Below are 23,841 nucleotides of genomic sequence, written 5' to 3' on the forward strand. Positions count from 1 at the left end.
AGCAGTCGACTAAGATCCGATGCCGTAACGGGAGCCTCGCCATGCTGTCTTACCCTGCCGCGATTCCGCTGTCCACCCGGACCCTGAACCACCTCGCCGGCCTCATCCGCAGGCACCGTCACCAGCACCGATCCCGCTGGCGACGGCTCGGGCCCGGCCGTCAGGCGCTGGTCGCCCTGGCCCACCTGCGCAACGGTGACACCTACACCCGGCTGGCCGGCGGGTTCGAGATCGGCGTGGCGACCGCCTGGCGGTACGTCCGCGAGGCCGTCGACCTCCTCGCCGCAGCCGCCGACGACCTGTCCGCCGCCATGCGCAGGATCCGCCGCCTGGCCTATGTCGTCCTCGACGGCACCCTCATCCCGATCGACCGCGTCGCGGACCAGAGGCCCTACTACTCCGGCAGACACCGCCGTCATGGCATGAACGTGCAGGTCATCGCCGACCCGGCCGGTCGGCTCGTCTGGGCCTCGCCCGCGCTCCCCGGCTCCGTCCACGACCTGACCGCTGCCCGCACGCACGACCTGATCCAAGCGCTGAGTAGGGACAACGTGATGACCTTCGCCGACAAGGCGTACCAAGGCGCGGGCGGCAGCATCCGGACACCGTTCAAACGCCACCGATACCGGCAGCGGCTGTCACGAGGGCAGAAGGCCGTGAACCGTGCCCACGCCCGGATCCGCGCCATCGGCGAACGCGCCAACGCCACCCTCAAGGGCTGGAAGATCCTGACCAAACTGCGCTGCTGCCCCCGCCGCGCCACCGCGATCGTGCAGGCCACCCTCGTCCTTCACCGCGTCGAAGCCAAGCGTCACGCCGGATGAAATTGCTCACTGTCGCGACCGTGCGTCGCACCGTTCGGGCCAGCCGCCCGTGGAAGCGACGCCGACCGCATGAACGAGGGCGGCCAGGTTATAGGTCGTCAGGATCTGCGCCTGCTCGATCACCGTGCCGTTGGCCTCCACCGACCAGTGCCCGCAGGCCTCGCCGGGCCTGGGTGGTCGTATGCTGCTGCCATGTGGAGTGAGTCCGATAACCATGGCTTCGTAGACGAGCAGGACTATCTGCGGTCGCTCAAGAAAGACGACAGCTACACCTTCACGTATCAGTTCGAATACATCGTCAAGAACCACGGGAACGACAACTACGACATCGGCACTGCGGACATGGTTGTCCGCGTCGAGTGGAACAACTCTGAGGCGGGATACACCATCGCCTATGATGTCCCCGAGTTGTACAAGATCGATCCCGCCGAGGGAAACAGTGACGCTGAGGGCTTCTACGAGTCTGACGTGTACTGGCGATTGATGGACGACCTCGGGAGTCTCGGCATCGGCTCGCAACTCATCGCTCTATAGGGCCCTCTACGCCGGCGAGCACCCACGGGCGGCGCTCCGTGGGCTCTTCCTGACGGCGCCACCGGCGCCCTGATAGCCCTTGTCGGCCGAGGTCATGACGTTCGCGCTGGTTAGCGTGTCGATGATCGGTGGGTGCGGGCTGCGGTCAGGTCGTGGACGGCGCCGGGCAGCGCGGCCGACGCCCAGGCAAGGCGCCCAACCGCGTCCGCGATGACCTGCACGTTCCCACCGTGACGTCTGTGCTTCCCGGAGTAGTAAGGCCTCTGGTCCGCGACGCGGTCGATCGGGATCAGCGTGCCGTCCAGGATCGCATGGGCGAGGCGCCGGATGCGCCGCATCGCGGTGTCCAGGTCGTCGGCGGCCCGCGCTGAGCAGCATGACCGCCCTCCTGCACTAGCGCCAGGCGGTCGCGGTCCCGACCTCGAAACCGGCGGCGAGGCGGGAGTACGTGTCGGCGTTGCGCAGGAGGGCCAGGGCGAGGAGTGCCTGGTGGCCCGGAGTCAGTCGCCTTCACCGGGATTTCAGCTGCTGGCGGCAGCCGCGGATGCGGTTGGCAAGGTGGTTCAGGGTCCGGCTAAACAGCGACATCGTGGACGGGTAAGACAGCGTGGCGAGGCTCCCGGTCGTGGCATCGGGTTTGGTCGATTTGTTGCCCTGTCTGGAGCCTCACCCCCAACGATCACCGGCCCCCACCGACCTGCAAGATCAGGTTGGAAAAGGCTCATTCTGCCGCCCCGGGTTTAGTAGAGGCGTCTGGCAAACCGGGACAGTCGATGGCCGGATCGACGGCAGGGTGCCCGACCTCGGGGATCAATCGTTGAGCGCCGTTATGGACCGTTCCGTTCGACGTACCCGGTTGGGCACGTTGGCCCGTATGCCGACACTTCCAGCTCGAGCCACCTACCGGCAGCACCTGGTCGAGCACCCTACCGGGGTCACCTCCACCCCCCGGTCTCCGCTCGGACCGTGGGTGCCGTCCAGGACCAAGTCCTGGGCGGCACTGACGTCTCGTGCAAGGCCACGATCAGCACGTGCACGTTATCCAGCCAGCCGTTGTCGATGCCCTTCGGCTGTGCTGGCGAAGTCACGCTCGTCCGTATCACGGTGGCGCCGGTAGAACCATTCGGGAACTCGGGCGGCATCGAGGCGAGTACGGAAGATGCCGTCTTGGATGTCCCTGGCGGTCTCACGTAGCCTTCGCCGGTCGCCGTCCTGGACCGGGCCGGCTTCTGCGTTGCTTAGCTCGGTCAGTACCAGGCGAGATAGCCGCTCGCGTTCGGAAGCCACCCGGCGTTGTCCTGCCCAGATCTCGTGTGCGAGTTGAAAGGCGGCCAGGGATGGGATGAAGAAGCTGAGCAGGGTTTGAACGACGGTGGCGTCGATAAGCAGCCCGGCGAGCAACCCGATGACTGCCCAAAGGATCGCGGCGGCTAGGACCCAGTTGCTGTAGGTGCGGCGCAGGCGGGCATCCCAGGCAAGGTTCTGTTCCTGGGCGATGAGGACGTCGTAGGGATGGTGCACTCCGTTGGTCGGGTCGTACCAGCCGCTGGTGATCCTCTGGTCGCGCGTCCCGCCTTGCTTGAGGCCGCGGGCGAGCCGGAACACATCGTGATCGGCAACCGGGTCACCGGCGACAGCGCGCCGCCACGGCAGGTGAAACAGGGCGGTATCGAACTTTTCTTGAAGAAGTGCGCCCTGCCGCGCGGTCGATGAAGCCCAGCCCTTCAGGATGAAGGTCGAGATCAGGAACCAGGTAAACCCGCAAATCGCAAACCAACTGCGGCCCTGTTCAAGGAAGGTCACGACGAGCCCACCGAAGGCGAGCGCGATCGCCGAGGTGTTACGTGCAGCCTCGATCACCTGGCCACGTCGATGGCTTGCCGAAGCGGCGCGCTGCAGCAGCAGCATGTCGTCGTCAAGCTGCCGTTCGTGGATCGGTCGGACCGGGATACCGCTGGGTCCAGTGGCGATGTTCTCGATGGTCACGGGCGCGTCATCCGGCCGCCGAACAGCTTCTTCCACTCCGTGTATGCGGCGTGGTCCTGGCCCTCGTCCTCGAGGTCGACGGCTCGCTCGGCGATGTGCTGCGCCTGCCGGAGGGCGGTGGCGGCGGCACGCTTGTCGGCCGCGGTCATGACGGTGTTGACGTCCCCGCCGAGTCCGGCGGGGTCGGGCCAGGCCTCGTCGATCCGGTCGGCGGCGGTGGCTAGGAAAAGCACGATCTCGTCCTGGTAGCGGCCGACCGGGGCCTTGACGATGGTCTGAGCCATGACCTCAAGCAAGAACGACGGCGAGACCGGCTCGCCGAGTTCGCGGTTGATGCCCTTGATCATCTTGACCAGGGGGACGTACTTGCCGCCGCAGTCCGCGTTCTTGGCGATGCTCAGCTCGTGGTGCCGCTTCGGGTTGGTCGCGATCCAGGTGCCCGCCGCAGGCTCAGGGATGAAGTAGCCGCCGTTGGCGCGCTTGAAGGCGGGCACAGCCTCGATCGACATGACGTCGTCGCCGTAGGGGATGACGATGGCCATGCCATCCCGATGCGCGTCGGGCCACCGGTCGCACAGCACCACGAGGAGGGCGTTGAGCACGTCGAGCGGCGGCCGTGACCGGTAGCCGCCCTGCGGGCCGTCCGGGTTGATGACGAGGAAGATGTCCACGTCCTTGAGCTTCTTCGTCTTGGTGTCCCGCCGATAGCTGCCGGTGAGGAAGTCGTCGTCGAGGTTCCACTTCTCCCGGACGAAGTCCCGCACGGCGGCGTGCCGGGCAGCCGCGAGCTTCTGCTCGGTGGTGGTGATCTCCAGGTTGCTCTTCAGCTTTGCGAAGGCGTCGTCGATGTAGCTCATGGTCCCGTTTCTGACTAGTGGTGGTATCGCAGGCTGGCGGAAGCGTGCGGAGCGGAGCCGACGGTGCCGAAGCTCAGGCTCTGCAAGCCACTGGTGGAGGCGCGGGTCGTCGAACTCCAGCCATCCTGCGAGCTGTGAGGGCCGTTGAAAGTGCACACGACCTTGAAGGTGGTTCCTGCCGGTACCCGGTCGAGCTTGGCGCGGAACCGGGCCAGGCGTGCCCGTGACGCGGTGAACTCGGCATTCCCCGTGCCGGACGTGGTGTAGGTGACGGGGAACTCGATCACGGGCTTCGCTGGTCCCGTCGGCGGGTGGCACTCCAGCACGACCTGCTCGAGAGAACCCTCGCCGATCCACGCCTTGATGGCGTTCTCGTAGATCGCCCACTCGCGCTGCAGCGGTCCGCTGCTGATGCCAAGATCGGCGAGGATGTCCCCGATCGAACCGAGGATGACCTCGGTGAGATGCGTGGCCGTGTGCACCCGTGTGTAGCTGTAGGTGAAGGTGGCAGTCATCGCCCCGCCACCGCCTTCCGCAGAGCCTCGACGTCCACCAGAGCGCCGCCGGACGCGGTGGCCTTGTTGTCAGGCGTGGGCGGCGTCTCGTCGGACAGGCGAGCGTGACCGGAGACGGCGTCGGCGACGACCTGCTGGAGCGGGTCGGGGGCCGGCAGGTAGACCGTGAAGGACGTGGCGGCCGCGGCGCCGGGGATGACGTTGAGATTCTCCTCGGTCCGCAGCGCCTTTGTCCCCGAGATCGTGGTGATCTCGCAGTGCACCGCTCCCGCGATCAGGACGATGGGGTACCTGTCAAGGTGCCCGCCGGCGATGAGCATGCGCCCGACCGGCCCCGCCGTCCGCATGGCGGCCTCGGCTTCCGCCCGGGTGCAGGCAGCGGAAGTGGCCACCGTGTCGGCCACGAGGTCGGTGATTACCTGCCAGGTGCCTGTCGCGCTGCGCACGGGCGACGCCGCGATGGTCCTACGCCGCAGCATTACGGCCCCCCTTGCGCTCGGCGCGGTCCTCGGCCACGACGAGGTCGATGGTCTCCGCCAGATCGTCGAGGGTGAGGCTTCCCGGGGCTAGGACGGTGTCGAGCCGGCGGGCGAGGGCCTGGAAGACGGTCTTGCGGGCGCGGCGGCCATCGAGTCCGATGGCGCGGGCCGCGACAGTGCTGAGCCGGGCGTCATCGGCGAGCTCGCGCAACGTCGGATACTGCTCACCGAGTCGGACGAGCGTGGAGCGCAGGATGGCGAGCAGCGCCAGCTGGTTCGGCGGCGGGACGAGAATCGCGGCGTCGGAGCGGGACAGGAACGCCTCGTCCAAGGCGTCGGTGAAGTTGCTGGTGGCGACGACGAACAGGTGCGGGTGCCGCTGGGCGTTGCGGTCCAACGCGGTCAGGACGGCGTCGGTCGCTCGGTGCACGTCGGCCGGGTTCGCGGCGAGCGACGCCGCCGACCGAGCCACCGCCATCGACTCGACCTCGTCGAGCACCACGACCGTGGGCATGCCGTCGGCGGCGAGTGACGGCAGGTAGTCGCCGAGGAGCTCGTCGACCCGCTGCTGGGACTGGCCGTGCTCGGCGCTCATCAGCCCGTGCGGGTTGACCTCGATCAGCCGCACCGCCCGGTCACGCACGTACATGGCGAGCTGCTGCGGCAGCCCGCGGGCCAGGGTCGTCTTGCCGGTGCCGGGCGGCCCGTACAGCGTGACCATGCCGTGCAGCGCGGTGGTCACGAACGGCACGACCGGGCGTACCGTCAAAGCCAGCAGCGCCTGGTTCCTGAGCTGCTCCTTCACCGTCTCGGGGACGACGATCGCGTCCCAGATCACCTCGTTGCTCTCGCCCTCGCGGACAATCTCGTCCACCACGACGCACTCTTCGACCTTCACCTTGCGGGATCCCCCCTCATCGGTCACCGGCCCCCCGACCGGCGTCGAGCCGCGGATCGGCTCCGTCAAGGGCAGACGACCTAACTCCCGCGACCCCCTCAGCGATAGGAACGCGAACTGCGACACAGGCGCGGACTGCGGCACCTGTCGTTCACATAACCCCCCGCCATGGCTTCGCCCTCTTACGGATCCCCTGGGTCGCGAGCGGATCGGTGCCGCTAGTGGTCAATGACCAGAAGTGCACAATGGAGTACCAGTTGGGTGCGCGCCGGGTACTCCGTGGCGCCCCGGCTGCGGGCCAGCTGCACCCGGCCGTGCTCCAGTGGCTGCCGCAGCGCCTCGAGCGCGCCCTTGCTGAACTCGGGCGCCTCGTCGAGGAAGAGCACCCCGCGGTGGGCCAGCGACACGGCGCCCGGCCGTGCCAGTCCGGAGCCCCCACCGACCAGCGACGGCACGGTGGCCGTGTGGTGCGGCGCCTGGAACGGCGGGCGGCGCAGCAGCCGGCCGCCGGTGGGCAGCAGCCCGGCGATGGAGTGCAGCGCCGTCACCTCCAGCGCCGTGTCGTCGTCCAGCTCGGGCAGGATCGACGGGAGACGTTCGGCGAGCATGGTCTTGCCGGCGCCGGGCGGCCCGAGCAGAGCCAGGTGGTGCCCACCGGCCGCGGCGACCTCCAGGGCGCGCCGGCCGAGGTCCTGACCGGCCACGTCGGCCAGGTCGGGCCCGCCGGAGGGCGGCGGCGGCTCGGCCGCGGGCGGATCGATCAGCGGGGCCCCGTCACGGACGAAGCTGACGAGCCGGTGCAGCGTGTCGACGGCGCGCACCCGCACTCCGGGGATCACGGCCGCCTCGGCGGCGTTGCCCGCGGGGACGATCACCCTCTCGATCCCGGCGCGGGCCGCGGCGGCGACCATCGGCAGGACCCCGCGTACCGGCCGGACCGTGCCGTCGAGCCCCAACTCACCGAGGACCACCACCCGCTCGAGTGCCAGCAGCGGGAGCTCGCCCGAGCCGCCGAGCAGCGCCACCGCGATGGCCAGGTCGAACGCCGAGCCGAACTTCGGCAGTGTGGCCGGCAGCAGGTTCAGGGTGATCCGGCGGTTCGGCCAGCGCTGCCCCGAGTTGACCACCGCGGCGCGGACCCGGTCCCGGGCCTCGTGCAGCGCCGTGTCCGGCAGGCCGGAGATCACCACCGCCGGCAACCCGGCGGCCAGGTCGGCCTCCACCTCCACCAGGTGCCCGGTCACGCCGACCAGCCCGACGCAGAGCACCTTCGCGTAGCTCACCGGGCACCTCCGGTGCGTACGGGGCGCATGTCAGAACGCGCCCTTCAGGTGCTCGATCCGGGCCGGCCCGGCGTCGGGCAGCCGGACCGAGAGCACGTCGAAGCGGATCTCGTCGGCCGTGGTGCCGGTCTCGGCCAGCCAGCGGGCGGCGAGGACGCGCAGCCGCCGCGCCTTGGCCGGTACGACCGCCTCGGCCGGGCTGCCGAACCCGGCGCCCCGCCGGGTCTTCACCTCGCAGAAGGCGAGCACGGGGCCGTCCCAGGCGATCACGTCGATCTCCCCGGTGGAGCAGCGCCAGTTGCGGGCGACCGGCCGCAGTCCCGCCTCGATGAGGTGCCGGACGGCACACCGCTCGCCGTACGCGCCGACCGCCTGGTTCCGGTTCGTCATGCCCGGCACGGTGCCGTGGCCGGGTCGTCCGGGGCCACCCCGTGGGTGCCCGGCTGTGGACGACGGACCGTCTGTGGACAACCGGACGATCATGCTCGATCCGTGCTAGGGCACGGTGCCGGGGCGGGATGACGTGGGCGGAAGCGGTCGCATACGGTGCCGGACGTGGACGGACGACGAAGCTTCCCGGACGATCAGGAACTGCGCTGGTACGCCGGCGAACGCGGACGCGGCTACGAGCCGGAGTGGGTCGGCCCGGAGGAGGCACGCCACCGGGGCGAGGAGTTCCGGACCCCGGAGCAGCGCGGGCCGGCGGAGGACGCGCGGTATGCCGACGCCGCCGGCTACCGCGACCCGGCACCGTTCGGTACGCCGGAACCGGTCGCGGACGAGACCACGGGACGGTTCGGCGTGGCCGGACCGGTCGCCGACGACACGGCGGGACGGTTCGGCGCGACGGGCGCAGCGCCGGACGAGCGACCCGAACCCACCGGTTACCGGCCGCGGCGCGCCGAACGGGCCGTCGCGGACGTCTCCGTCGACCAGACGGGGGACCGGCCCGTGCCGCCGGCGGCGTGGGAGTCGCCAGTGCCGGTCGCGCCGGAGGTCGTGGGCGCGCGGGAGCCGGTGAGTCCGGCGGGGTCGGGAGAGCGGGCGGCGTGGGAGTCGCCGGTGCCGGTCGCGCCGGAGGTCGTGGGCGCGCGGGAGCCGGTGAGTCCGGCGGGGTCGGGGGAGCGGGCCGTGTCGCGGGCGGCGTGGGAGTCGCCGGCGCCGGCCGCTACGGAGACCGTGGCCGCGCGGAAGCCCGCCGGTCCGGCAGAGCCGGCCGAGCCGACCCGGCCGGCCCCGCTGGCTGGTTACCCGGTCGTCGAACCCCCGCGCGCGGCGGGCGTCGAGCCGAACACGGCGGCCGAGCCTCCGCACCCGCTGGAGGTGCCGACCGGGCCGATGCCGCCGGTCGGTCCGCGGGCCGACGTGCCGGCGACGCCGTACCTTCCGGGCGCCGTGCCGGATCCGGCACGTGCCGGCGGGGACGGGGTCTACCGCACCCGCCGGCCGGTCCTGGCGGTCCTGTTCGCGGTGCTGGCGCTGGTCTTCGAGGTTCCGGCGCTGCGGCTGCTGGCCAGCGGGCTGACCGGGGACCCGGTCTCGGCCGCGAACGTGGTGGCCGGGACCTTCCTGGTGACCGGTCTGCCGATCTTCGCGATCGGGCTGTACGGGCTGCGTACCGGTGGATTGTCGCTGGCCGACGGGAGCCGCGGGTGGCTGCGCCCCCCGACGGCCTACCTGACGGTCGCGCTGGCGCTCTTCCTCGCCGCCGCGCTGGCTGCCGGCTGAGCGGCCGCGCTGGCGTCCGACGAGCCGCCGCGCACCCGAGGGCTGCGGAGCGGAGGAGGGGCGTACACTGGTCGACTGGCGACCGCCTCGTGCGGTCGACCTCGCGTGCCCTCTCCACGGTTGGTCGTGGGGCGACGGCCTCCCTGGTCCCGATCCTGTTCGGGCCCACCATGGCCGGCGACCGGGCACCAGGACGCCCGGCCGCCGGCCGGGCGGGACAACCAGGGATCGTAGGGAGTACCCACCATGGCCGTCGTGACCATGCGCCAGCTGCTGGAGAGCGGTGTCCACTTCGGGCACCAGACCCGGCGCTGGAACCCGAAGATGAAGCGCTTCATCTTCACCGAGCGCAACGGTATCTACATCATCGACCTGCGCCAGACCCTCGACTACATCGAGAAGGCGTACGACTTCGTGCGCACCACGGTGGCCGAGGGCGGCAGCATCCTCTTCGTCGGCACGAAGAAGCAGGCCCAGGAGGCGATCTCCGAGCAGGCGACCCGGGTCGGCCAGCCGTTCGTGAACCACCGCTGGCTCGGCGGCATGCTGACGAACTTCCAGACCGTGTACAAGCGGCTGCAGCGGATGAAGGAGCTGGAGGCTCTCGGTGACCTGAGCGGCACCGCCGCCGGCTACACCAAGAAGGAGACCCTGCAGCTCTCCCGTGAGAAGGAGAAGCTGACCCGCACCCTCGGTGGTCTGCGGGACATGCAGAAGCTCCCGGCCGCGATCTGGGTGGTCGACACCAAGAAGGAGCACATCGCCGTCGACGAGGCCCGCAAGCTGGGCATCCCGGTCATCGCGGTGCTCGACACCAACTGCGACCCCGACGAGGTCGACTTCCCGATCCCGGGCAACGACGACGCGATCCGCTCCGCCGAGCTGCTGACCAAGGTCGTCGCCGCCGCGGTGGCGGACGGTCTCATCGCGCGCTCCGGCCGCCGTCGCGGTGGCGAGGAGAAGCCGGAGGCGGGCGTCGCCTCCGACGAGCCGCTGGCCGAGTGGGAGCGCGAGCTGCTCGAGGAGCCGAAGAAGGCCGACGAGCAGGAGCAGCCGGCGGCCGCTGCCGCCGAGTGACCGTCCCGTCGCTGCTCCGCCGTCCGTTTCGCGCCGACGGCGGACAGGGACGGCCCGGCGGGCACATCCGGCCCGGAACCGGGTAACCGGCACCTCCGACCATCCACACGCCGTCTCAACACCGAAGAGAGAGCCATGTCCCAATTCACCGCCGCGGACGTCAAGAAGCTCCGCGACCTCACCGGCGCCGGCATGATGGACAGCAAGAAGGCGCTGACCGAGGCCGAGGGCGACTTCGACAAGGCCGTCGAGATCCTGCGCGTCAAGGGCGCCAAGGACGTCGGCAAGCGGGCTGGCCGGACGGCCGCCAACGGGCTGATCGCGCACTCCGGCCAGGCGCTGCTCGAGCTCAACTGCGAGACCGACTTCGTGGCGAAGACCGAGTCGTTCATCGCGCTGGCCCAGCAGCTCGTCGAGCACGGCGCGCGCCTCGGCGTCAACAACGCCGAGGAGCTGCTCGCCAGCGAGCTGGACGGCAAGAGCGTGGCCGACCTCATCCAGGAGCAGTCCGCCAAGATCGGCGAGAAGCTGGTCCTCAACCGGTTCGCCAAGCTCGACGGCACCACCGCCGTCTACCTGCACCGCAAGGCGCAGGACCTGCCCCCGGCGGTCGGCGTGCTCGTGCAGTACGCCGGCAAGACCGACGAGGCGGGCGACGCCGACGCGCGCGGCGTGGCCATGCAGATCGCCGCGATGCGGCCGCAGTACCTCACCCGCGACGAGGTGCCGGCCGACGTCGTCGAGTCCGAGCGGCGCATCGCCGAGCAGACCGCCCGCGAGGAGAACAAGCCCGAGGCGGCCCTGCCGAAGATCGTCGAGGGCCGGGTGAACGCCTTCTTCAAGGACTTCGTCCTCCTGGAGCAGTCGTCGGTCACCGACAACAAGAAGTCGGTGAAGCAGGTGCTGGCCGAGGCCGGCATCGAGGTCACCCGCTTCGTGCGGTTCGAGGTCGGCCAGGCCTGAGCCGCCACCGGGCGCCCCGGCGCCCGCGGCAGGAACGTCGACGAGGAGGTCGCCGGTGTACGTGATACGCACCGCGGCCTCCTCGTCCCATAGGGTCGGCAGCGGCAGGTTGGCGGTACGCGGCGCGCGGGGCGTCGGCGTGGGAAAGGGCGGGGCGGATGACGCAGGTTGTGAGTGACCGGACGCTGGCGATGGACGACCCCACCGCCCCTCCGCCCGGCCGGGCTCGCCGGGTGGTGCTGAAGCTCTCCGGCGAGGTCTTCGGCGGCGGCGCGATCGGTGTCGACCCGGACGTCGTCCAGGCCATCGCCCGGCAGATCGCCACCGTGGTCCGCCGCGGCGTCCAGGTGTCGGTCGTGGTCGGCGGCGGCAACTTCTTCCGGGGCGCCGAGCTGCAGAAGCGTGGCATGGACCGGGCCCGCGCCGACTACATGGGCATGCTGGGCACCGTCATGAACTGCCTCGCTCTCCAGGACTTCCTGGAGAAGGAGGGGATCGAGACGCGGGTGCAGAGCGCCATCACGATGGCCCAGGTCGCCGAGCCGTACATCCCGCTGCGCGCCATCCGGCACCTGGAGAAGGGCCGGGTCGTCATCTTCGGCGCCGGCGCCGGCATGCCGTACTTCTCCACGGACACGGTCGCCGCCCAGCGCGCGCTGGAGATCCACGCCGACGTGGTGCTGATGAGCAAGAACGGTGTCGACGGCGTCTACAGCGCCGACCCCCGCATCGACCCCACCGCCAGCAAGTTCGACTCGATCACCTTCTCGGAGGTGCTGCGCCGCAACCTGCGGGTCGCGGACGCGGCGGCGTTCAGCCTCTGCATGGAGAACGGCCTGCCGATGCTGGTATTCGGCGCGCAGGGGGAGGACACCATCGTCCGCGCCGTGGGTGGCGAGAAGATCGGCACCCTGATCACCGCCTGAGCGGTCGCCCCGGCGGCAGCGGTCCTCGGACACACAGCAGAGCCCACGACGAGCACAGAAGGAGGCGAGGAGACCGGTGATCGACGACACCCTCCTCGAGGCCGAGGAGAAGATGGAGCGTGCCATCGAGCACGCCAAGGAGGAGTTCGGCGCGATCCGGACCGGCCGTGCCAACCCGGCCATGTTCTCCAAGGTCATCATCGACTACTACGGCACGCCCACCCCGCTGACCCAGATGGCGTCCGTGGCGATCCCCGAGCCGCGGATGGCCATCATCAAGCCGTACGACAACTCGCAGATCAACGCCATGGAGAAGGCGATCCGCGACTCGGACCTCGGCGTGAACCCGAACAACGAGGGCAACCAGATCCGCATCGTGCTCCCCCAGATGACCGAGGAGCGCCGCCGCGACATGATCAAGGTGGCTCGGCACAAGGGTGAGGAGGCCAAGGTGGCGATCCGCAACATCCGCCGCCGGGGCAAGGAGGAGCTGGACCGCATCGTCAAGGACGGCGAGGCCGGCGAGGACGAGGTCCGCCGCGCCGAGAAGGAGCTGGACGACCTCACCCAGCGTTTCGTGGGAACCGTCGACGAGCTGGTGAAGCACAAGGAGACCGAGCTGCTCGAGGTCTGAGCGCCGGCCACCGGCCGCCAACGTGACGCGAGGCCCGTCCCCGACCGGGGCGGGCCTCGCGCCGTACGTACGGCCACGGATCCGGGGTGGTGACGGGTCCCGGCGGCCGCCTCGTCCGCCGTGCGCGGGCGGCGGGTGCAGTAGGCTCGGCAGGATTCCCGGGCACCGGGCGGTGAACGTCGGGGATCGACCGGCCGTCGGTCCGGTCAGTCGGCAGGAACAGTCGCGCGTACAGGGGTTGCTTGTGGTTCTGCGTCATGTGGTGGTACTCGTGCCGCGTCACGGTGCGTGATGTCCCACCTCGACCCCTACGGCGGCGCGGAGCCGCGGGGCTGGGACCGGCCGGAGCGGCCGGCGGCCCTGCCGTGGCCGGAGACCGAGATCGAGCCGGGGCCGTGGACGCGACAACCGGGCACCGGCCCCGACCTGTACGCCGAGCCGCGCACCCGGCCCCGCCCGCACGCCGACCCGTACGCCGACCGCGGTGGACCGCACCCACCGGACCCGTACGACGAGGGCGGCCGCTACCCGACGGGCCCCTATCCGGACCGGGGCGCGCCGCGCCGCCGGGACGAGCGGGAGGCGTACCGGGAGCACCGCGCCGACCCGTACCGCGACCCGGGTCCCTACCGCGACGACCCGTACGGCGGGGAGCGGCCCGACCCGTACCGCGAGCGCTACGGCGACGGTGACGGCCCGGGCCACCACGGAGGCGACCGTCGCGGCCCCGAGCCGTACCCGGAGCGGTACGACGACCGTCACCCTGACGAGCCCGGCGCGTACGGCGCCCCACCCGGCCGCGGCTCCTACGACGACGCCGGGTACCCGACGGCGCAGCTGGAGGCCGTCCGGGTCGGGGCCGCCCCCGACGCCGCCGCGGAGCCGGAGCCGGAGCGCCCCCCGGGGCGGCGGCCGCGCGGCAAGCGGCGGGCCAGCGCCGACCGGCCACCCACGCAGCCGAGCCGCGCCGGTCGCAACCTGCCGGCCGCCATCGGCGTCGGGCTGGCCCTCGGCGCCCTCATCCTGCTCACGCTCTTCGTCTACACGCCGGCGTTCCTCGCGGTGGTCGTCGCCGCGGTCGGCATCGGTGTCTGGGAGCTGGGCCGGGCGGTCCGGCGCAGCGGCGCCCATCCGCCGCTGGTGCCGCTGGTCGCCGGCGGCGCCCTCACCGTGGGCCTGGCCTGGTTCGCGGGCCCGGACGCGCTCAGCCTCGGCCTGCTGGTCACCGTGCTCGGCACGATGATCTGGCGGCTGGGCGACGGGCCGGGCGGCTACCAGCGGGACCTGACGGCCGCCACGCTCATCGCGGTGTACGTGCCGTTCCTGGGCGGCTTCGCCGCGCTGCTGGCGGCGGCGCCGGGCGACGGTCCGTGGCGGATCCTGGCCACCCTCGTCGCGGTGGTGCTCTCCGACACCGGCGGGTACGCGGCCGGGGTCGCGTTCGGCAGGCATCCGATGGCCCCGTCGGTGAGCCCGAAGAAGTCCTGGGAGGGCTTCGGCGGCTCGCTCGCCGCGGCGGCGCTCGGCAGTGCCCTGATGATCTGGCAGGTGTTCGACGTGGCCCCGTGGTGGGGCGCGTTGTTCGGGCTCGCCGTGTCCTGCGCCGCGGTCCTCGGCGACCTCGCCGAGTCGATGATCAAGCGTGACCTCGGGGTGAAGGACATGAGCAACCTGTTGCCCGGGCACGGCGGTCTCATGGACCGGCTCGACTCGATCCTGTTCGCGGTGCCGACCGCGTACCTGCTGCTGGCGGTCATCGTGCCGGTGACCGGGTGAGAGGCGTCGGCGGCGCCGCCACCCCGTCCGGAGGGCCGGGGTCGGTTCGGCACCTCCGGACAGGTGCGTTGACCGTTCGGCGTGACAGACTGGACGCGCCATGACGAGCCTGCCCCTGATCCCCGCCAACTCCGGTGCTCCCGCCGCGCGCCGGGCCGCCATGCCTCCGCAGCACCTCGCCGACCTCGACCTGGCCGGCCGCCAGGCGTTGGTCGCCGAGCTCGGCGAGCCGGCGTTCCGCGCGAAGCAGATCTCCACCCACTACTTCGGCCGGCTGGTCCGCGACCCGCAGCTCATGACCGACCTGCCGGCCGCCACCCGTGCCCGGCTCGCCGACCGGCTGCTGCCGTCGCTGCTCACCCCGGTCCGGGAGCTGGCCTGCGACGACGGCGCGACCCGCAAGGCGCTCTGGCGGCTGCACGACGGCTCGCTGGTGGAGAGCGTGCTCATGGGCTACCCGGACCGGGTCACCGTCTGCATCTCCAGCCAGGCGGGCTGCGGCATGGCCTGCCCGTTCTGCGCGACAGGTCAGGCCGGCCTGACCCGTAACCTCTCCACCGCCGAGATCGTCGACCAGGCGGTCTACCTGGCGGGGGTGGCCGCGTCCGGCGCGGTCGCCGGGTCACCGTCCCGCCTGTCCCACGTGGTCTTCATGGGCATGGGCGAGCCGCTGGCCAACTATGCCCGGGTCGTCGCGGCTATCCGTCGGCTGGTCGCGCCGGCTCCGGAGGGGCTCGGCCTGTCCCAGCGGCACATCACCGTTTCCACGGTCGGCCTGGTTCCGGCCATCCGCCGACTGGCCAGCGAAGACCTCTCAGTGACCCTTGCGTTGTCGTTGCACGCCCCCGATGATGATCTGCGCGACGAACTGGTGCCGGTGAACCAGCGCTGGAAGGTAGCCGAGGTGCTGGACGCAGCGTGGGATTACGCGGCCCGGACGGGGCGCCGTGTGTCGATCGAGTACGCAATGATCAAGAACGTGAACGACCAGCCGTGGCGAGCGGATCTGCTCGGTCGGCTGCTGGCCGGCAAGTTGGCCCACGTGAACCTCATCCCGCTCAACCCGACGCCGGGCAGCCGCTGGGACGCGAGCCCGAAGCCGGTGGAGCGGGAGTTCGTCCGGCGCTTGCGCGAGGCCGGTGTGTCCACCACGGTGAGGGACACCCGGGGGCGCGAGATCGACGGCGCGTGTGGGCAGCTCGCCGCCGCCGAGGACAGGGACATCGACCGCGCCACAGCGGCATCGGCGTGACCGGGCGTGGCGAACGAGACCAGGAGACATAGTGGCGAGTCAGGGTCAGCGTTTCCGGCGTAAGGCGCTTCGCCGGGGATACAAGGTCGACGAGGTGGACGCCTTCCTCGACCGGGTGGAGGCGACGCTCGCCGGCCAGCCGGTCGGCGCGCCCGTGGCCTCCCAGGAGGTCCATGACGTCGTCTTCCGGGTCCGGTTCAACGGCTACGACGAGTGGCAGGTCGACCTGCACCTCGACCGGGTCGAGCGCCAGCTGGCCGAGTTGGAGGAGCGCGGCGGCCGGGGCGGCGATCCCCGGATGGGTGACCGGATGGGCCCGCCGGACCGGATGGGTCCGCCGATGCGCGACGAGCGCGGCCTGTCGCCGGTCCCACAGCCGCTGCCGCCTCGACCCATGCCCGCGCAGGCCGGCCCGCCGGCCGACCGCTACGGCCGCTACGACGAGCCCACCGGCGCCTTCGCGGGCGGCTACGACGGGCCGCCGCGGGGCGGCTACGACGCACCCCGCGCCCCGGGCGGTCCCGGTCCCGGCATGCCGATGGGCCCCGGCGCCCCGATGGGTGGGCCCGCCGGCCCGCCGCGCGGGCTGCCACCGGGCCCCGGCGGCTACGGCCCCGACGAGCAGCGCTTCGACGGCTTCGAGGCGGGCCGGCACGGTCGCACCGACATGACGGCCGAGATCCGGATGCCCGACCGGGACCCGCGGGACATGCGCCGCGGTCCCGCCGGCCCGCCGCCCCTGCCGCCGCCGCCGTTCGGCGGCGCGCCCATGGACCCGGGCTACGGCCCCGGGCCCGCCGACCAGGGCTACGGCGGCGCCCCGGTGGACCAGGGCTACGGCGCAGGACCGGTGGACCAGGGCTACGGCGGCGCGCCGGTCGACCAGGGCTACGGCGGCGCGCCGATGGCGGGCCCGCCCGCGGTGCCCGGGCCGCCGGTGGGTGGCCCGCCGATGGGCGGTCCCCCGATGGCCGGCCCGCCCGGCAGCGACCTCTACCGTGTCGACCAGATCCGCCGCAGGTTCCAGGTGCGCCGCTTCGGCAGCGGCTACGACCCGGACCAGGTCGACCGGTTCTTCGAGACCCTGCTCGGCGGGATGGCCGGGCGCAACCCCATGCCCGTCAACCCGAAGGACCTGGACACCCTGCGGTTCGGTCTGGTGCCGGGCGGCTACTTCGAGGCCGAGGTCGACGCCGCGCTCAAGGACGTGCAGGACATCCTCTTCGGCCGCTGAGGTCGCGCCGCGTACGACGAGGGCCCGCCCTTCCCGATCGGAAGGGCGGGCCCTCGCGCGTCTGCTGTGCGGTGCGGGCGGCGCCGGCGCGCCGCGACACCGCGCCGACCCGAGCCGGCGCCCGGCTCAGGACCGCAGGCCGTTGCGCCGCAGCACGGAGTCGCCGATGACGATGACCAGCAGCAACGCGGCCAGGCCGAGCAGCCAGATGTCCTCGACCTTGCCCTCGTGGTTGCCCCAGAACGCCATGACCGCCAACACCACCGCCGTCACCACCGCGCCGATCCGGCCCGACTTGCGGTGCCCGGGCTTGTGCTGATCGGGCGCGGTTACCGGCTCGCTTCCTGCCACTGTCGGTCCTTCCCTCGCGATCGGATCTCCGGTTAGTCTGGCACGCCCCGTGCCGGGCCCGGCGCAGGGTCCGACCGGATGGGAGACGGCACGTGCCCGGCAGCGAGGATCGCGACCTGCTCAAGCGGGCGTACGAGGCGTGGGACGCGGAGGACTGGCCGGTCGCCGGGGAGACGTTGGAACGGCTGGTCCGGCGGAATCCGGACCATCGGCGGGCGGCGGTCTGGTGGTACGACGCGGCGCTGGCGTACAAGTTCCTGCGGAACTGGGCCAAGGCGTACGAACTCGGGCGTGAGGCGGCCGCGCGGGCGAAGCGCGGCACGCAGGATCCGGCGTTCTGGAACCTCGGCATCGCCGCGACGATCATGAAGGACTGGGCCACGGCCCGCGACGCCTGGCGGGGCTTCGGCATCGCCCTGCCGAACGGCGAGGGAGAGATCGTCGAGGACCTGGGCGTCACCCCTGTCCGGTTGAACCCGGGAGGGCGCGCGGAGGTCGTCTGGGCTCGCCGGCTCTGCCCGGCCCGGGCGCGGGTGCTCAACGTGCCGACGCCGGAGTCGGGACGCCGGTTCGGGGAGATCGTGGTGCACGACGGCGCGCCGAACGGGGAGCGGGTGGTCGACGGGCACTCGTACTCGGTCTTCGACGAGCTGCTGCTGTGGCAGGCGTCCGAGCTGCCCACCAGCACCGTCGCGATCGAGGCGGAGACCGTCGAGGACGTCGGCGCGCTGGTGGCCGTCTTCGAGGAGCGGGAGTACGGCGCCGAACCGTGGAGCAGCCACCAGATGATCTGCGCCTGTTGCAGCGAGGGCGAGGTCAGCCAGGACCCGCGGCACGCGGTCGCCGGTGAGCAGCGCGTGAGCCTGGCCGCACCCCCGGAGGAGGTGCCGGTGCTGCTGGAGCGGTGGCGGGCCGAGGCGCCGGCACGTCGCCGCTGGGCGGCGCCCGCGGCGCACTGACGGGACGGGCGCGGGGGCGTGCCGCCGCCGCGACGGCGGCGGACGACCGGGCGCCCCGGGCCGGAATACCGGTCGACCAGGGCCGAACGGCACTACCGGCGTCGCGGACCGGGGTCCGGAGTCGCTCCGGTAGCGTTTGTCGTACACCTTGATTGTCTGTTTGAGGGGGAAACTGCGGTGCGAGTGACCGGTACCGGGCACGCCAGCATGCGGATCGACACGGCCGCGGGCAGCATCCTGTGCGACCCGTGGGTCAATCCGGCCTATTTCGCATCCTGGTTCCCGTTTCCCGACAACTCCCAGCTCGACTGGGAGTCCCTCGGCCAGGTCGACTACCTCTACGTCTCCCACCTGCACCGGGACCACTTCGACGCCGAGCACCTGAGGCGGTACGTGTCGAAGGACGCGACGGTGCTGCTGCCCGAGTTCCCGACCTCGGAGATGGAGGACGAGTTCCGGGAGCTGGGCTTCACGAAGTTCCTCAAGGCGCCCAACGAGCAGGTGGTCGAGCTGGACGGCGGCCTGAAGATCATGATCCAGGCGCTGACCAGCCCGACGGACGGCCCGATCGGTGACTCGTCGCTCTGGGTGGAGCACGACGGAGTCCGGCTGCTCAACCAGAACGACGCCCGCCCCACCGACCTGAGCGCCTTCGCGAAGCTCGGGCACGTGCACGCCCACCTGCTCCAGTTCTCCGGCGCGATCTGGTATCCGATGGTCTACGAGCTGCCGCAGGCGGCGAAGACCGCGTTCGGCAAGCAGAAGCGGGACCGGCAGTTCGACCGCACCTGGCGCTACATCGACGACCTGAAGGCGTCGCACGTCTTCCCGATCGCCGGCCCGCCGTGTTTCCTCGACGACGAGCTGTGGCAGTTCAACGACATCTTCGGCGACGAGGGCAACATCTTCCCCGACCAGTCGGTGTTCCTCGCCGAGTACGCGAAGGTGGGCGGCACGAACGGCATCGTGTTGCTGCCGGGTAGCGTCGCCGAGGTCACCACGGAGGGCGCGACCACCACCCACCCGGTGCCGGTCGAGGAGTTCTTCGCGAACAAGGTCGTCCACCTGGAGGAGATGCGGGAGCGCAAGCGCCCGATCATCGAGGCGGAGAAGGCGTCCTGGCGGCACCCCGAGGTGGACGTACTCGGCGAGATGAAGCGCCGCATCGAGCCGCTGCTCGACGAGTCGATCTACCTGGCGAAGGGGGTCGGCGGGCCGGTCCGCTTCGATCTCGTGGGCTACGACGGTGAGAGCGTCGAGTCGATCGTGGTGGACTTTCCGGGCAAGGAGGTGCGGCCGTACGCGGATGAGAAGGTCCGTTACCGGTTCCGCACCGAGCGGGCGCTGATCGAGCAGCTCCTGCACAGCGGCGAGGTGGACTGGGTCAACTCGCTCTTCCTCTCCTGCCGCTTCTCGGCGGCCCGGATCGGCCAGTACAACGAGTTCGTCTACGCCTTCTTCAAGTGCCTCTCCGAGGAGCGGCTCCAGTACGCCGAGGGCTGGTACGACGAGCACGAGCGGGCGGTCGACGCGGAGGACATCACGATCGGCGACTGGGTCGTGCAGCGGCGCTGCCCGCACCTGAAGGCGGATCTGAGCCGGTTCGGCATCGTCGACGGCGACCAGCTCACCTGCCAGCTGCACGGGTGGCGGTTCGACCTGGCGAGCGGCCGCTGCCTGACGAGCGTGGGCCACAAGATCCGTGCCCACCGCGCCGACGAGGTGCCCACGCCGGCCCCGACGCCCGAGACCGCGAGCTGATTCCGCCCCGTCCCGCCCCGCGCGGCCCCCGTCGGGGCCGATCATGGAGTTGTGGTGGGTCACGAAAGCGACCTCTCACCCCGTAGCGGGCACCACAACTCCATGGTCGGCGGGAGCGGGGCGTGACGGAGAGCGACGACGAGTCGCGGTACCGGTACGGGCGGGATCGCGAGATGGCCCGGGACGCGTCCCGGGTGGAGGCGTTCAGCGACGCCGTCATCGCCATCGTGCTCACCCTGATGGCTGTCGACCTGCTCCAGATCGGCCCGGTGCGCACCGACCAGATGGGCCTGGTGGACGCACTCCTGCACGAGTGGCCGGCCTACCTCGCGTACGTCATCACGTTCGCGATCGTCGGCCAGGTCTGGCTCACCCACCACAACATGTGGCGGTACGTGGTCCGCGTGGACCAAATGCTGCTCGTGTTCAACCTGGCGCTGCTGCTGTTCGTGGCGGCCATCCCCTTCGCCGCGGACCTGCTCGCGGACCACCTGCGCGGCAGCGTCCTCGACCAGCGGCTGACCGCGGGGCTCTACGTCGGGGCGGTGCTCGGCGAGGCGCTCTTCTTCAACCTGAGCTGGTGGTGGGCGCGCCGCCGCGCGCTGCTGCACCCGGACCTCGATCCCCGGCTGGCCCGCGCCGTGGCCCGCCGGTTCCTGCTCGGGCCGCTGCTCTACGTGGTCGCGTTCGCCTTCGTCTTCGTCGACCCGATCCTCAGCCTCGGCCTCTACCTGCTGCTCGTCGGCCTCTACCTCGTCCGCGGCCCGGGCGACCTCCCCTCGTACGCCCGCTAGCGACCCAGGTCGGCCAGGATGCGGCGGGCCGCGTTGTGACCGGCCGCACCGATGACGCTGCCGGCCGGGTGGCAGCCGGCGCTGCCCGCGTACACGCCGTCGACGCCAGTGGCGTAGGGCATCCGGTCGGTGAACGAGACGGTGTTGTCCACGTGGTGGATGTGGCCGCCCGTGATGCCGAAGTGCGCCTCGATGCCCGGCGGGGGCAGCGGCACGGCGTCCGCCACGAGGTCGCCGGCGCCCGGTGCGTACCGCTCGCAGATCGCGAGGAGACGCTCCACGTAGCCGGGCAGCGCGGCGTCCCAGGTGGTGCCGGCCAGCTCGTAGGGGACCGACTGCACGAACAGCGCCGACGAGTGGTGCCCCGCGCCGTCGGAGAGCGACGGGTCGACGGTCGTGTGCAGGTACCACTCGATCGTCGGCTCCTCCGGCAGGCGACCCACCTGCACGTCCGCCCACATGGCACGCAGCGCCGCCATCGGCGACTCGCCGCCCCCGCCGACCAGCGAGGCCGACCCGGGCAGCAGGTGGATGGTCGAGCCGAACGGGCTCGGCGCGTCCGCCGGCAGGCACGAGAAGCGCGGCAGCCCGGTGAGCGCTAGGTTGAGCTTCAGGGTGGTGCCCGGGCGGCGGACCGCCGCCATCCGCTCCCCGAGCGGCGCCGGGAGCGCGCCGTCGGGCAGCAGGCCCATGAGCCGGTACGGGTCACAGGCGCCGAGCACGACCCGGGCGGCCACCTCCCGGCCGTCGGCGAGCACCACGCCGCTCGCCGCACCACCGTCGAGGGTGATGGCCTGGACCTCCGCGCCGGTCAGGACGCGCGCTCCGGCGGCCCGGGCGGCCTCGGTGAACGTACGGGAGACCGTGCCCATGCCACCTTCGGCGATCATCCACGTCCCGCCGGAGCCGGGGAGCCGGCACATGTTGTGCACCAGGAAGTTGTGGCCGGTGCCGGGGTCGTCCGGGCCGGCGTTCAACCCGGACAGGCCGTCGGTGACGGCGTACATGCTGACCAGCAGTTCGGACCGGAAGTCGAAGCGGGCCAAATAGTCGGCGACCGACCCGCGCACCAGGTCGACGAAGACCTGCCGCAGCGCCGGCCGGACGTACCGCTCGGCGGTCTCCTCGACCGGCAGCGGCTCGGCGAGCCAGGCCGGCGCCAGGTCCTCCCGCAGCGCGGCCAGTTCGGCCTGGAGCGCGTCGTCGGCGGCCGCGTCGGCCGGGGAGAAGAACGCGCCGAGCTGCGCCCGGGACGCCGCGCTGTCGCTGCCGAAGAGCAGGTACGGCGAGCCGAGACCGCCGGGGGTGGGCAGGAAGTAGTGCGGGTCGCGGCGCAGCACCGGAATCCGTACGTCGAGCGCGGCGAGCAGTTCCGGCGGCATGAGCCCGAGCAGGTACGAGCCCGTGGAGTGGCGCAGGCCGGGAACCCTGGGGAACGGGTTCTCGGTGCGGGTGGCGCCGCCGATCACGTCGGCGGCCTCCAGCACCAGCACGTCGAGCCCGGCGCGGGCCAGCAGGACGGCGGAGACCAGGCCGTTGTGCCCGGCACCCACGACGACCACGTCGGTGCGGGCCGGAAGTTCACTGCTCATGCCGCCGCAGCCTAGCCCGCCCAGCCCTCTCCCCGCGCCCCACACCGTCCCGGTGATCATGAAGTTATCGCCCGTTGGGAGCGCTTCCCGCGGCAACAACTTCATGATCATGCAGAGGGGGAAACTAGGATCGGCGGCCATGACCGTCCTGAGCACCGAGCGCCTCGTCCTGCGCGACTGGACCGACACCCCGACGGACCTGGCCCGCCTCTACGACATCTACTCCCGCACCGAGATCACGCGCTGGCTGGCCGCGTCCGGGCTGCCGCTCACCGACCCGGCGCAGGCCGCCGACCGGCTGCGGATCTGGCGGGACCGGCACGCCGACCACGGCGACCGGTACGGCACCTGGGCGATGGAGGTGCGCGACACCGGGCTGGTGGCCGGCACGCTGATCCTCAAGCCGCTGCCCGGGGCGGACGGCGAGACGCCCACCGACGACATCGAGATCGGCTGGCACCTGCACCCGGACTCCTGGGGGCACGGCCATGCCACGGAGGCCGCCCGGGCGGTGCTCGCGCGGGAGTTCGCAACCGGCACCCCGCGGGTCTACGCGGTGGTCTCGCCGGGCAACGAGCCGTCAATGGCCGTGTGCCGCCGCCTCGGCATGACCCACGTGGGACGGCGCACCGAGTGGTACGGCGGCGAGGAGCTGGAGACGTTCGTCCTGGTCGCGCCGGCCTGAGGCGCTCCCCGGGCGCTGGCCACGGCGTCCCCGGGGCGCTGGCCACGCCGCGGGAGGCGGGGCGGCGGACGGTCGGTCGAGGGACCTATCGTGTCCGACCGTGATGATCGATTTCGAGACGCAGCCGGACCGGCCCCTGCTGACCGCCGCGTTGCGCCGTGCGCTCCGCCGGAGCCTGCGCCTGTTCACGATCTGTGGCCTCATTCTGCTGCTTCCGATGGCGATGGCCATCGCGCTCGGCGATCGGGTCATGGCGGTGGTCTGGTTGGCGGCGGCGGTTTTCTTCCTGATCCTGTCGCCACCGGTGGTGCGTAGCGCGGTCGAGGCGAACTGGAAGACGTACGGGCAGCGGATCGCCTGGCGGATCTCCGACGAGGGTGTGGGGATGGCCTCGCCGCTGATGGACAGCCTCATCCGCTGGGCGGCGCTGGAGTCGGTCGAGCCGATTCCCGGCCAGCTCCTGCTCAAGATCAATCGTCAGCACGTCATCCCGCTCCCGATCGGCGGTCTGACCCCGTCCGACCGTGACACGCTGCTCGCCTTCCTCCGGGGTCGCGGTCTGCTCCCCGGTGACGACCAGAGCACGCGCGCCGCGATCGCCGGCTGACCCGGACGCCGGGGCCGGGTCGGGTCGGGTCGGGTCGGGTCGGACAGCGTGTGCGACCCGGCTCGGGCGGGGCGGCGCGACTAGGCTGGTCTGGCGAAGGATGTCCCGCTGAGGGGGTGAGTCCGG

The 23,841-nt window shown here is 71.6% G+C and carries 24 protein-coding genes and 2 pseudogenes; 15 read left to right on the top strand and 11 right to left on the bottom strand.

Features of this window, described 5'->3' with window-relative positions:
• The first annotated feature begins 41 nt into the window (after positions 1–41).
• Positions 42–824, top strand: a complete 783-nt coding sequence (locus ACSNOA_RS08815) for a transposase family protein (RefSeq protein ID WP_436657457.1) — start codon at positions 42–44, stop codon at positions 822–824.
• Between the two features lie 6 nt (positions 825–830).
• Here the strand turns inward: ACSNOA_RS08815 and ACSNOA_RS08820 are convergent, their stop codons facing one another.
• Positions 831–965, bottom strand: coding sequence for a hypothetical protein (locus tag ACSNOA_RS08820; RefSeq protein ID WP_275896027.1), 135 nt, complete (start codon positions 963–965; stop codon positions 831–833).
• A gap of 51 nt (positions 966–1,016) precedes the next feature.
• Here ACSNOA_RS08820 and ACSNOA_RS08825 point away from each other — a divergent pair, with 51 nt between their 5' ends.
• Positions 1,017–1,358, top strand: a complete 342-nt coding sequence (locus tag ACSNOA_RS08825; protein ID WP_436657459.1) for a hypothetical protein — start codon at positions 1,017–1,019, stop codon at positions 1,356–1,358.
• Positions 1,359–1,406: 48 nt separating this feature from the next.
• Here ACSNOA_RS08825 and ACSNOA_RS08830 read toward each other — a convergent pair.
• The 8 genes and pseudogenes from ACSNOA_RS08830 to ACSNOA_RS08865 form a co-directional block, all read right to left on the bottom strand.
• Positions 1,407–1,946 (bottom strand): annotated as a pseudogene (locus ACSNOA_RS08830) (transposase family protein); the annotation flags it as partial.
• Positions 1,947–2,396: 450 nt separating this feature from the next.
• Complete coding sequence (locus ACSNOA_RS08835) at positions 2,397–3,344, bottom strand: S-4TM family putative pore-forming effector (protein WP_436657460.1); 948 nt, start codon at positions 3,342–3,344, stop codon at positions 2,397–2,399.
• The gene (locus ACSNOA_RS08840) at positions 3,341–4,201 is read right to left on the bottom strand and encodes a CBASS oligonucleotide cyclase (protein ID WP_436657461.1); all 861 of its coding nucleotides are present in this window, start codon (positions 4,199–4,201) and stop codon (positions 3,341–3,343) included. Before ACSNOA_RS08840 ends, ACSNOA_RS08835 begins: the two co-directional genes overlap by 4 nt.
• 14 nt (positions 4,202–4,215) lie before the next feature.
• The gene (locus ACSNOA_RS08845) at positions 4,216–4,716 is read right to left on the bottom strand and encodes a hypothetical protein (RefSeq protein WP_436657462.1); all 501 of its coding nucleotides are present in this window, start codon (positions 4,714–4,716) and stop codon (positions 4,216–4,218) included.
• On the bottom strand, positions 4,713–5,195 hold the full coding sequence (locus ACSNOA_RS08850; protein WP_436657463.1) for a hypothetical protein: 483 nt from the start codon (positions 5,193–5,195) through the stop codon (positions 4,713–4,715). The genes ACSNOA_RS08845 and ACSNOA_RS08850 overlap by 4 nt, the downstream gene beginning before the upstream one ends.
• Positions 5,182–6,093 (bottom strand): AAA family ATPase, encoded by a 912-nt coding sequence (locus tag ACSNOA_RS08855; protein ID WP_436657464.1) that lies wholly within the window; start codon positions 6,091–6,093, stop codon positions 5,182–5,184. The genes ACSNOA_RS08850 and ACSNOA_RS08855 overlap by 14 nt, the downstream gene beginning before the upstream one ends.
• A 248-nt stretch (positions 6,094–6,341) precedes the next feature.
• Positions 6,342–7,376: pseudogene (locus ACSNOA_RS08860) on the bottom strand (YifB family Mg chelatase-like AAA ATPase); the annotation flags it as partial.
• A 30-nt stretch (positions 7,377–7,406) separates the two neighbouring features.
• Positions 7,407–7,766, bottom strand: a complete 360-nt coding sequence (locus ACSNOA_RS08865; RefSeq protein WP_436657465.1) for a YraN family protein — start codon at positions 7,764–7,766, stop codon at positions 7,407–7,409.
• Positions 7,767–7,931: 165 nt separating this feature from the next.
• Here ACSNOA_RS08865 and ACSNOA_RS08870 point away from each other — a divergent pair, with 165 nt between their 5' ends.
• The 8 genes from ACSNOA_RS08870 (at position 7,932) to ACSNOA_RS08905 (ending at position 16,966) form a co-directional block, all read left to right on the top strand.
• Positions 7,932–9,104, top strand: coding sequence for a hypothetical protein (locus ACSNOA_RS08870; protein WP_436657466.1), 1,173 nt, complete (start codon positions 7,932–7,934; stop codon positions 9,102–9,104).
• A 246-nt stretch (positions 9,105–9,350) separates the two neighbouring features.
• The gene (gene rpsB / locus ACSNOA_RS08875; protein WP_436657467.1) at positions 9,351–10,181 is read left to right on the top strand and encodes a 30S ribosomal protein S2; all 831 of its coding nucleotides are present in this window, start codon (positions 9,351–9,353) and stop codon (positions 10,179–10,181) included.
• Between the two features lie 135 nt (positions 10,182–10,316).
• A complete protein-coding gene (gene tsf, locus ACSNOA_RS08880; RefSeq protein ID WP_436657468.1) occupies positions 10,317–11,144 on the top strand; it encodes a translation elongation factor Ts in 828 nt (275 codons plus the stop codon).
• A gap of 158 nt (positions 11,145–11,302) precedes the next feature.
• Positions 11,303–12,070 carry a UMP kinase gene (pyrH, locus tag ACSNOA_RS08885; protein WP_436657469.1) on the top strand — a complete coding sequence of 256 codons (768 nt, stop codon included), beginning with the start codon at positions 11,303–11,305 and terminating at the stop codon, positions 12,068–12,070.
• Positions 12,071–12,146: 76 nt separating this feature from the next.
• Positions 12,147–12,704 carry a ribosome recycling factor gene (gene frr, locus ACSNOA_RS08890; RefSeq protein WP_436657470.1) on the top strand — a complete coding sequence of 186 codons (558 nt, stop codon included), beginning with the start codon at positions 12,147–12,149 and terminating at the stop codon, positions 12,702–12,704.
• 291 nt (positions 12,705–12,995) lie between these two features.
• Entirely contained in the window at positions 12,996–14,480 is a 1,485-nt protein-coding gene (locus ACSNOA_RS08895; RefSeq protein ID WP_436657472.1) for a phosphatidate cytidylyltransferase, read from the top strand.
• Positions 14,481–14,580: 100 nt separating this feature from the next.
• Entirely contained in the window at positions 14,581–15,732 is a 1,152-nt protein-coding gene (gene rlmN, locus ACSNOA_RS08900) for a 23S rRNA (adenine(2503)-C(2))-methyltransferase RlmN (protein WP_436657473.1), read from the top strand.
• Positions 15,733–15,763: 31 nt separating this feature from the next.
• Positions 15,764–16,966, top strand: coding sequence for a DivIVA domain-containing protein (locus ACSNOA_RS08905; protein ID WP_436657474.1), 1,203 nt, complete (start codon positions 15,764–15,766; stop codon positions 16,964–16,966).
• Between the two features lie 126 nt (positions 16,967–17,092).
• Here the strand turns inward: ACSNOA_RS08905 and ACSNOA_RS08910 are convergent, their stop codons facing one another.
• Positions 17,093–17,317, bottom strand: coding sequence for a DUF2631 domain-containing protein (locus tag ACSNOA_RS08910; protein WP_436657475.1), 225 nt, complete (start codon positions 17,315–17,317; stop codon positions 17,093–17,095).
• Positions 17,318–17,409: 92 nt separating this feature from the next.
• Between ACSNOA_RS08910 and ACSNOA_RS08915 the strand changes: the two genes are divergently transcribed.
• The 3 genes from ACSNOA_RS08915 (at position 17,410) to ACSNOA_RS08925 (ending at position 20,831) form a co-directional block, all read left to right on the top strand.
• Positions 17,410–18,276 carry a tetratricopeptide repeat protein gene (locus ACSNOA_RS08915; protein WP_436657476.1) on the top strand — a complete coding sequence of 289 codons (867 nt, stop codon included), beginning with the start codon at positions 17,410–17,412 and terminating at the stop codon, positions 18,274–18,276.
• Between the two features lie 177 nt (positions 18,277–18,453).
• Positions 18,454–20,037, top strand: a complete 1,584-nt coding sequence (locus tag ACSNOA_RS08920) for a Rieske 2Fe-2S domain-containing protein (protein WP_436657477.1) — start codon at positions 18,454–18,456, stop codon at positions 20,035–20,037.
• A gap of 173 nt (positions 20,038–20,210) precedes the next feature.
• Entirely contained in the window at positions 20,211–20,831 is a 621-nt protein-coding gene (locus tag ACSNOA_RS08925; RefSeq protein WP_436658350.1) for a TMEM175 family protein, read from the top strand.
• On the opposite strand, the gene ACSNOA_RS08930 is transcribed toward ACSNOA_RS08925, so the two are convergent.
• Complete coding sequence (locus ACSNOA_RS08930; protein WP_436657478.1) at positions 20,828–22,423, bottom strand: phytoene desaturase family protein; 1,596 nt, start codon at positions 22,421–22,423, stop codon at positions 20,828–20,830. The two genes, ACSNOA_RS08925 and ACSNOA_RS08930, sit on opposite strands and share 4 nt — an antisense overlap.
• 139 nt (positions 22,424–22,562) lie before the next feature.
• Between ACSNOA_RS08930 and ACSNOA_RS08935 the strand changes: the two genes are divergently transcribed.
• Both ACSNOA_RS08935 and ACSNOA_RS08940 read left to right on the top strand, forming a co-directional pair.
• A complete protein-coding gene (locus tag ACSNOA_RS08935) occupies positions 22,563–23,108 on the top strand; it encodes a GNAT family N-acetyltransferase (RefSeq protein WP_436657479.1) in 546 nt (181 codons plus the stop codon).
• Between the two features lie 100 nt (positions 23,109–23,208).
• Complete coding sequence (locus ACSNOA_RS08940; RefSeq protein WP_436657480.1) at positions 23,209–23,715, top strand: YcxB family protein; 507 nt, start codon at positions 23,209–23,211, stop codon at positions 23,713–23,715.
• The last annotated feature ends 126 nt before the right edge of the window (positions 23,716–23,841 follow it).

The sequence above is a fragment of the Micromonospora sp. URMC 103 genome, from assembly GCF_051386435.1.
In the GTDB taxonomy this organism is placed as follows: domain Bacteria; phylum Actinomycetota; class Actinomycetes; order Mycobacteriales; family Micromonosporaceae; genus Micromonospora.

Coding starts and splice junctions, on each gene's coding strand:
- ACSNOA_RS08845 (WP_436657462.1), bottom strand. CDS start 4,716: ATGACTGCCACCTTCACCTACAGCTACACACGGGTGCACACGGCCACG.
- ACSNOA_RS08895 (WP_436657472.1), top strand. CDS start 12,996: ATGTCCCACCTCGACCCCTACGGCGGCGCGGAGCCGCGGGGCTGGGAC.
- rlmN (WP_436657473.1), top strand. CDS start 14,581: ATGACGAGCCTGCCCCTGATCCCCGCCAACTCCGGTGCTCCCGCCGCG.
- ACSNOA_RS08815 (WP_436657457.1), top strand. CDS start 42: ATGCTGTCTTACCCTGCCGCGATTCCGCTGTCCACCCGGACCCTGAAC.
- ACSNOA_RS08825 (WP_436657459.1), top strand. CDS start 1,017: ATGTGGAGTGAGTCCGATAACCATGGCTTCGTAGACGAGCAGGACTAT.
- ACSNOA_RS08925 (WP_436658350.1), top strand. CDS start 20,211: ATGGCCCGGGACGCGTCCCGGGTGGAGGCGTTCAGCGACGCCGTCATC.
- pyrH (WP_436657469.1), top strand. CDS start 11,303: ATGACGCAGGTTGTGAGTGACCGGACGCTGGCGATGGACGACCCCACC.
- ACSNOA_RS08865 (WP_436657465.1), bottom strand. CDS start 7,766: ATGACGAACCGGAACCAGGCGGTCGGCGCGTACGGCGAGCGGTGTGCC.
- ACSNOA_RS08935 (WP_436657479.1), top strand. CDS start 22,563: ATGACCGTCCTGAGCACCGAGCGCCTCGTCCTGCGCGACTGGACCGAC.
- tsf (WP_436657468.1), top strand. CDS start 10,317: ATGTCCCAATTCACCGCCGCGGACGTCAAGAAGCTCCGCGACCTCACC.
- ACSNOA_RS08850 (WP_436657463.1), bottom strand. CDS start 5,195: ATGCTGCGGCGTAGGACCATCGCGGCGTCGCCCGTGCGCAGCGCGACA.
- ACSNOA_RS08840 (WP_436657461.1), bottom strand. CDS start 4,201: ATGAGCTACATCGACGACGCCTTCGCAAAGCTGAAGAGCAACCTGGAG.
- rpsB (WP_436657467.1), top strand. CDS start 9,351: ATGGCCGTCGTGACCATGCGCCAGCTGCTGGAGAGCGGTGTCCACTTC.
- ACSNOA_RS08930 (WP_436657478.1), bottom strand. CDS start 22,423: ATGAGCAGTGAACTTCCGGCCCGCACCGACGTGGTCGTCGTGGGTGCC.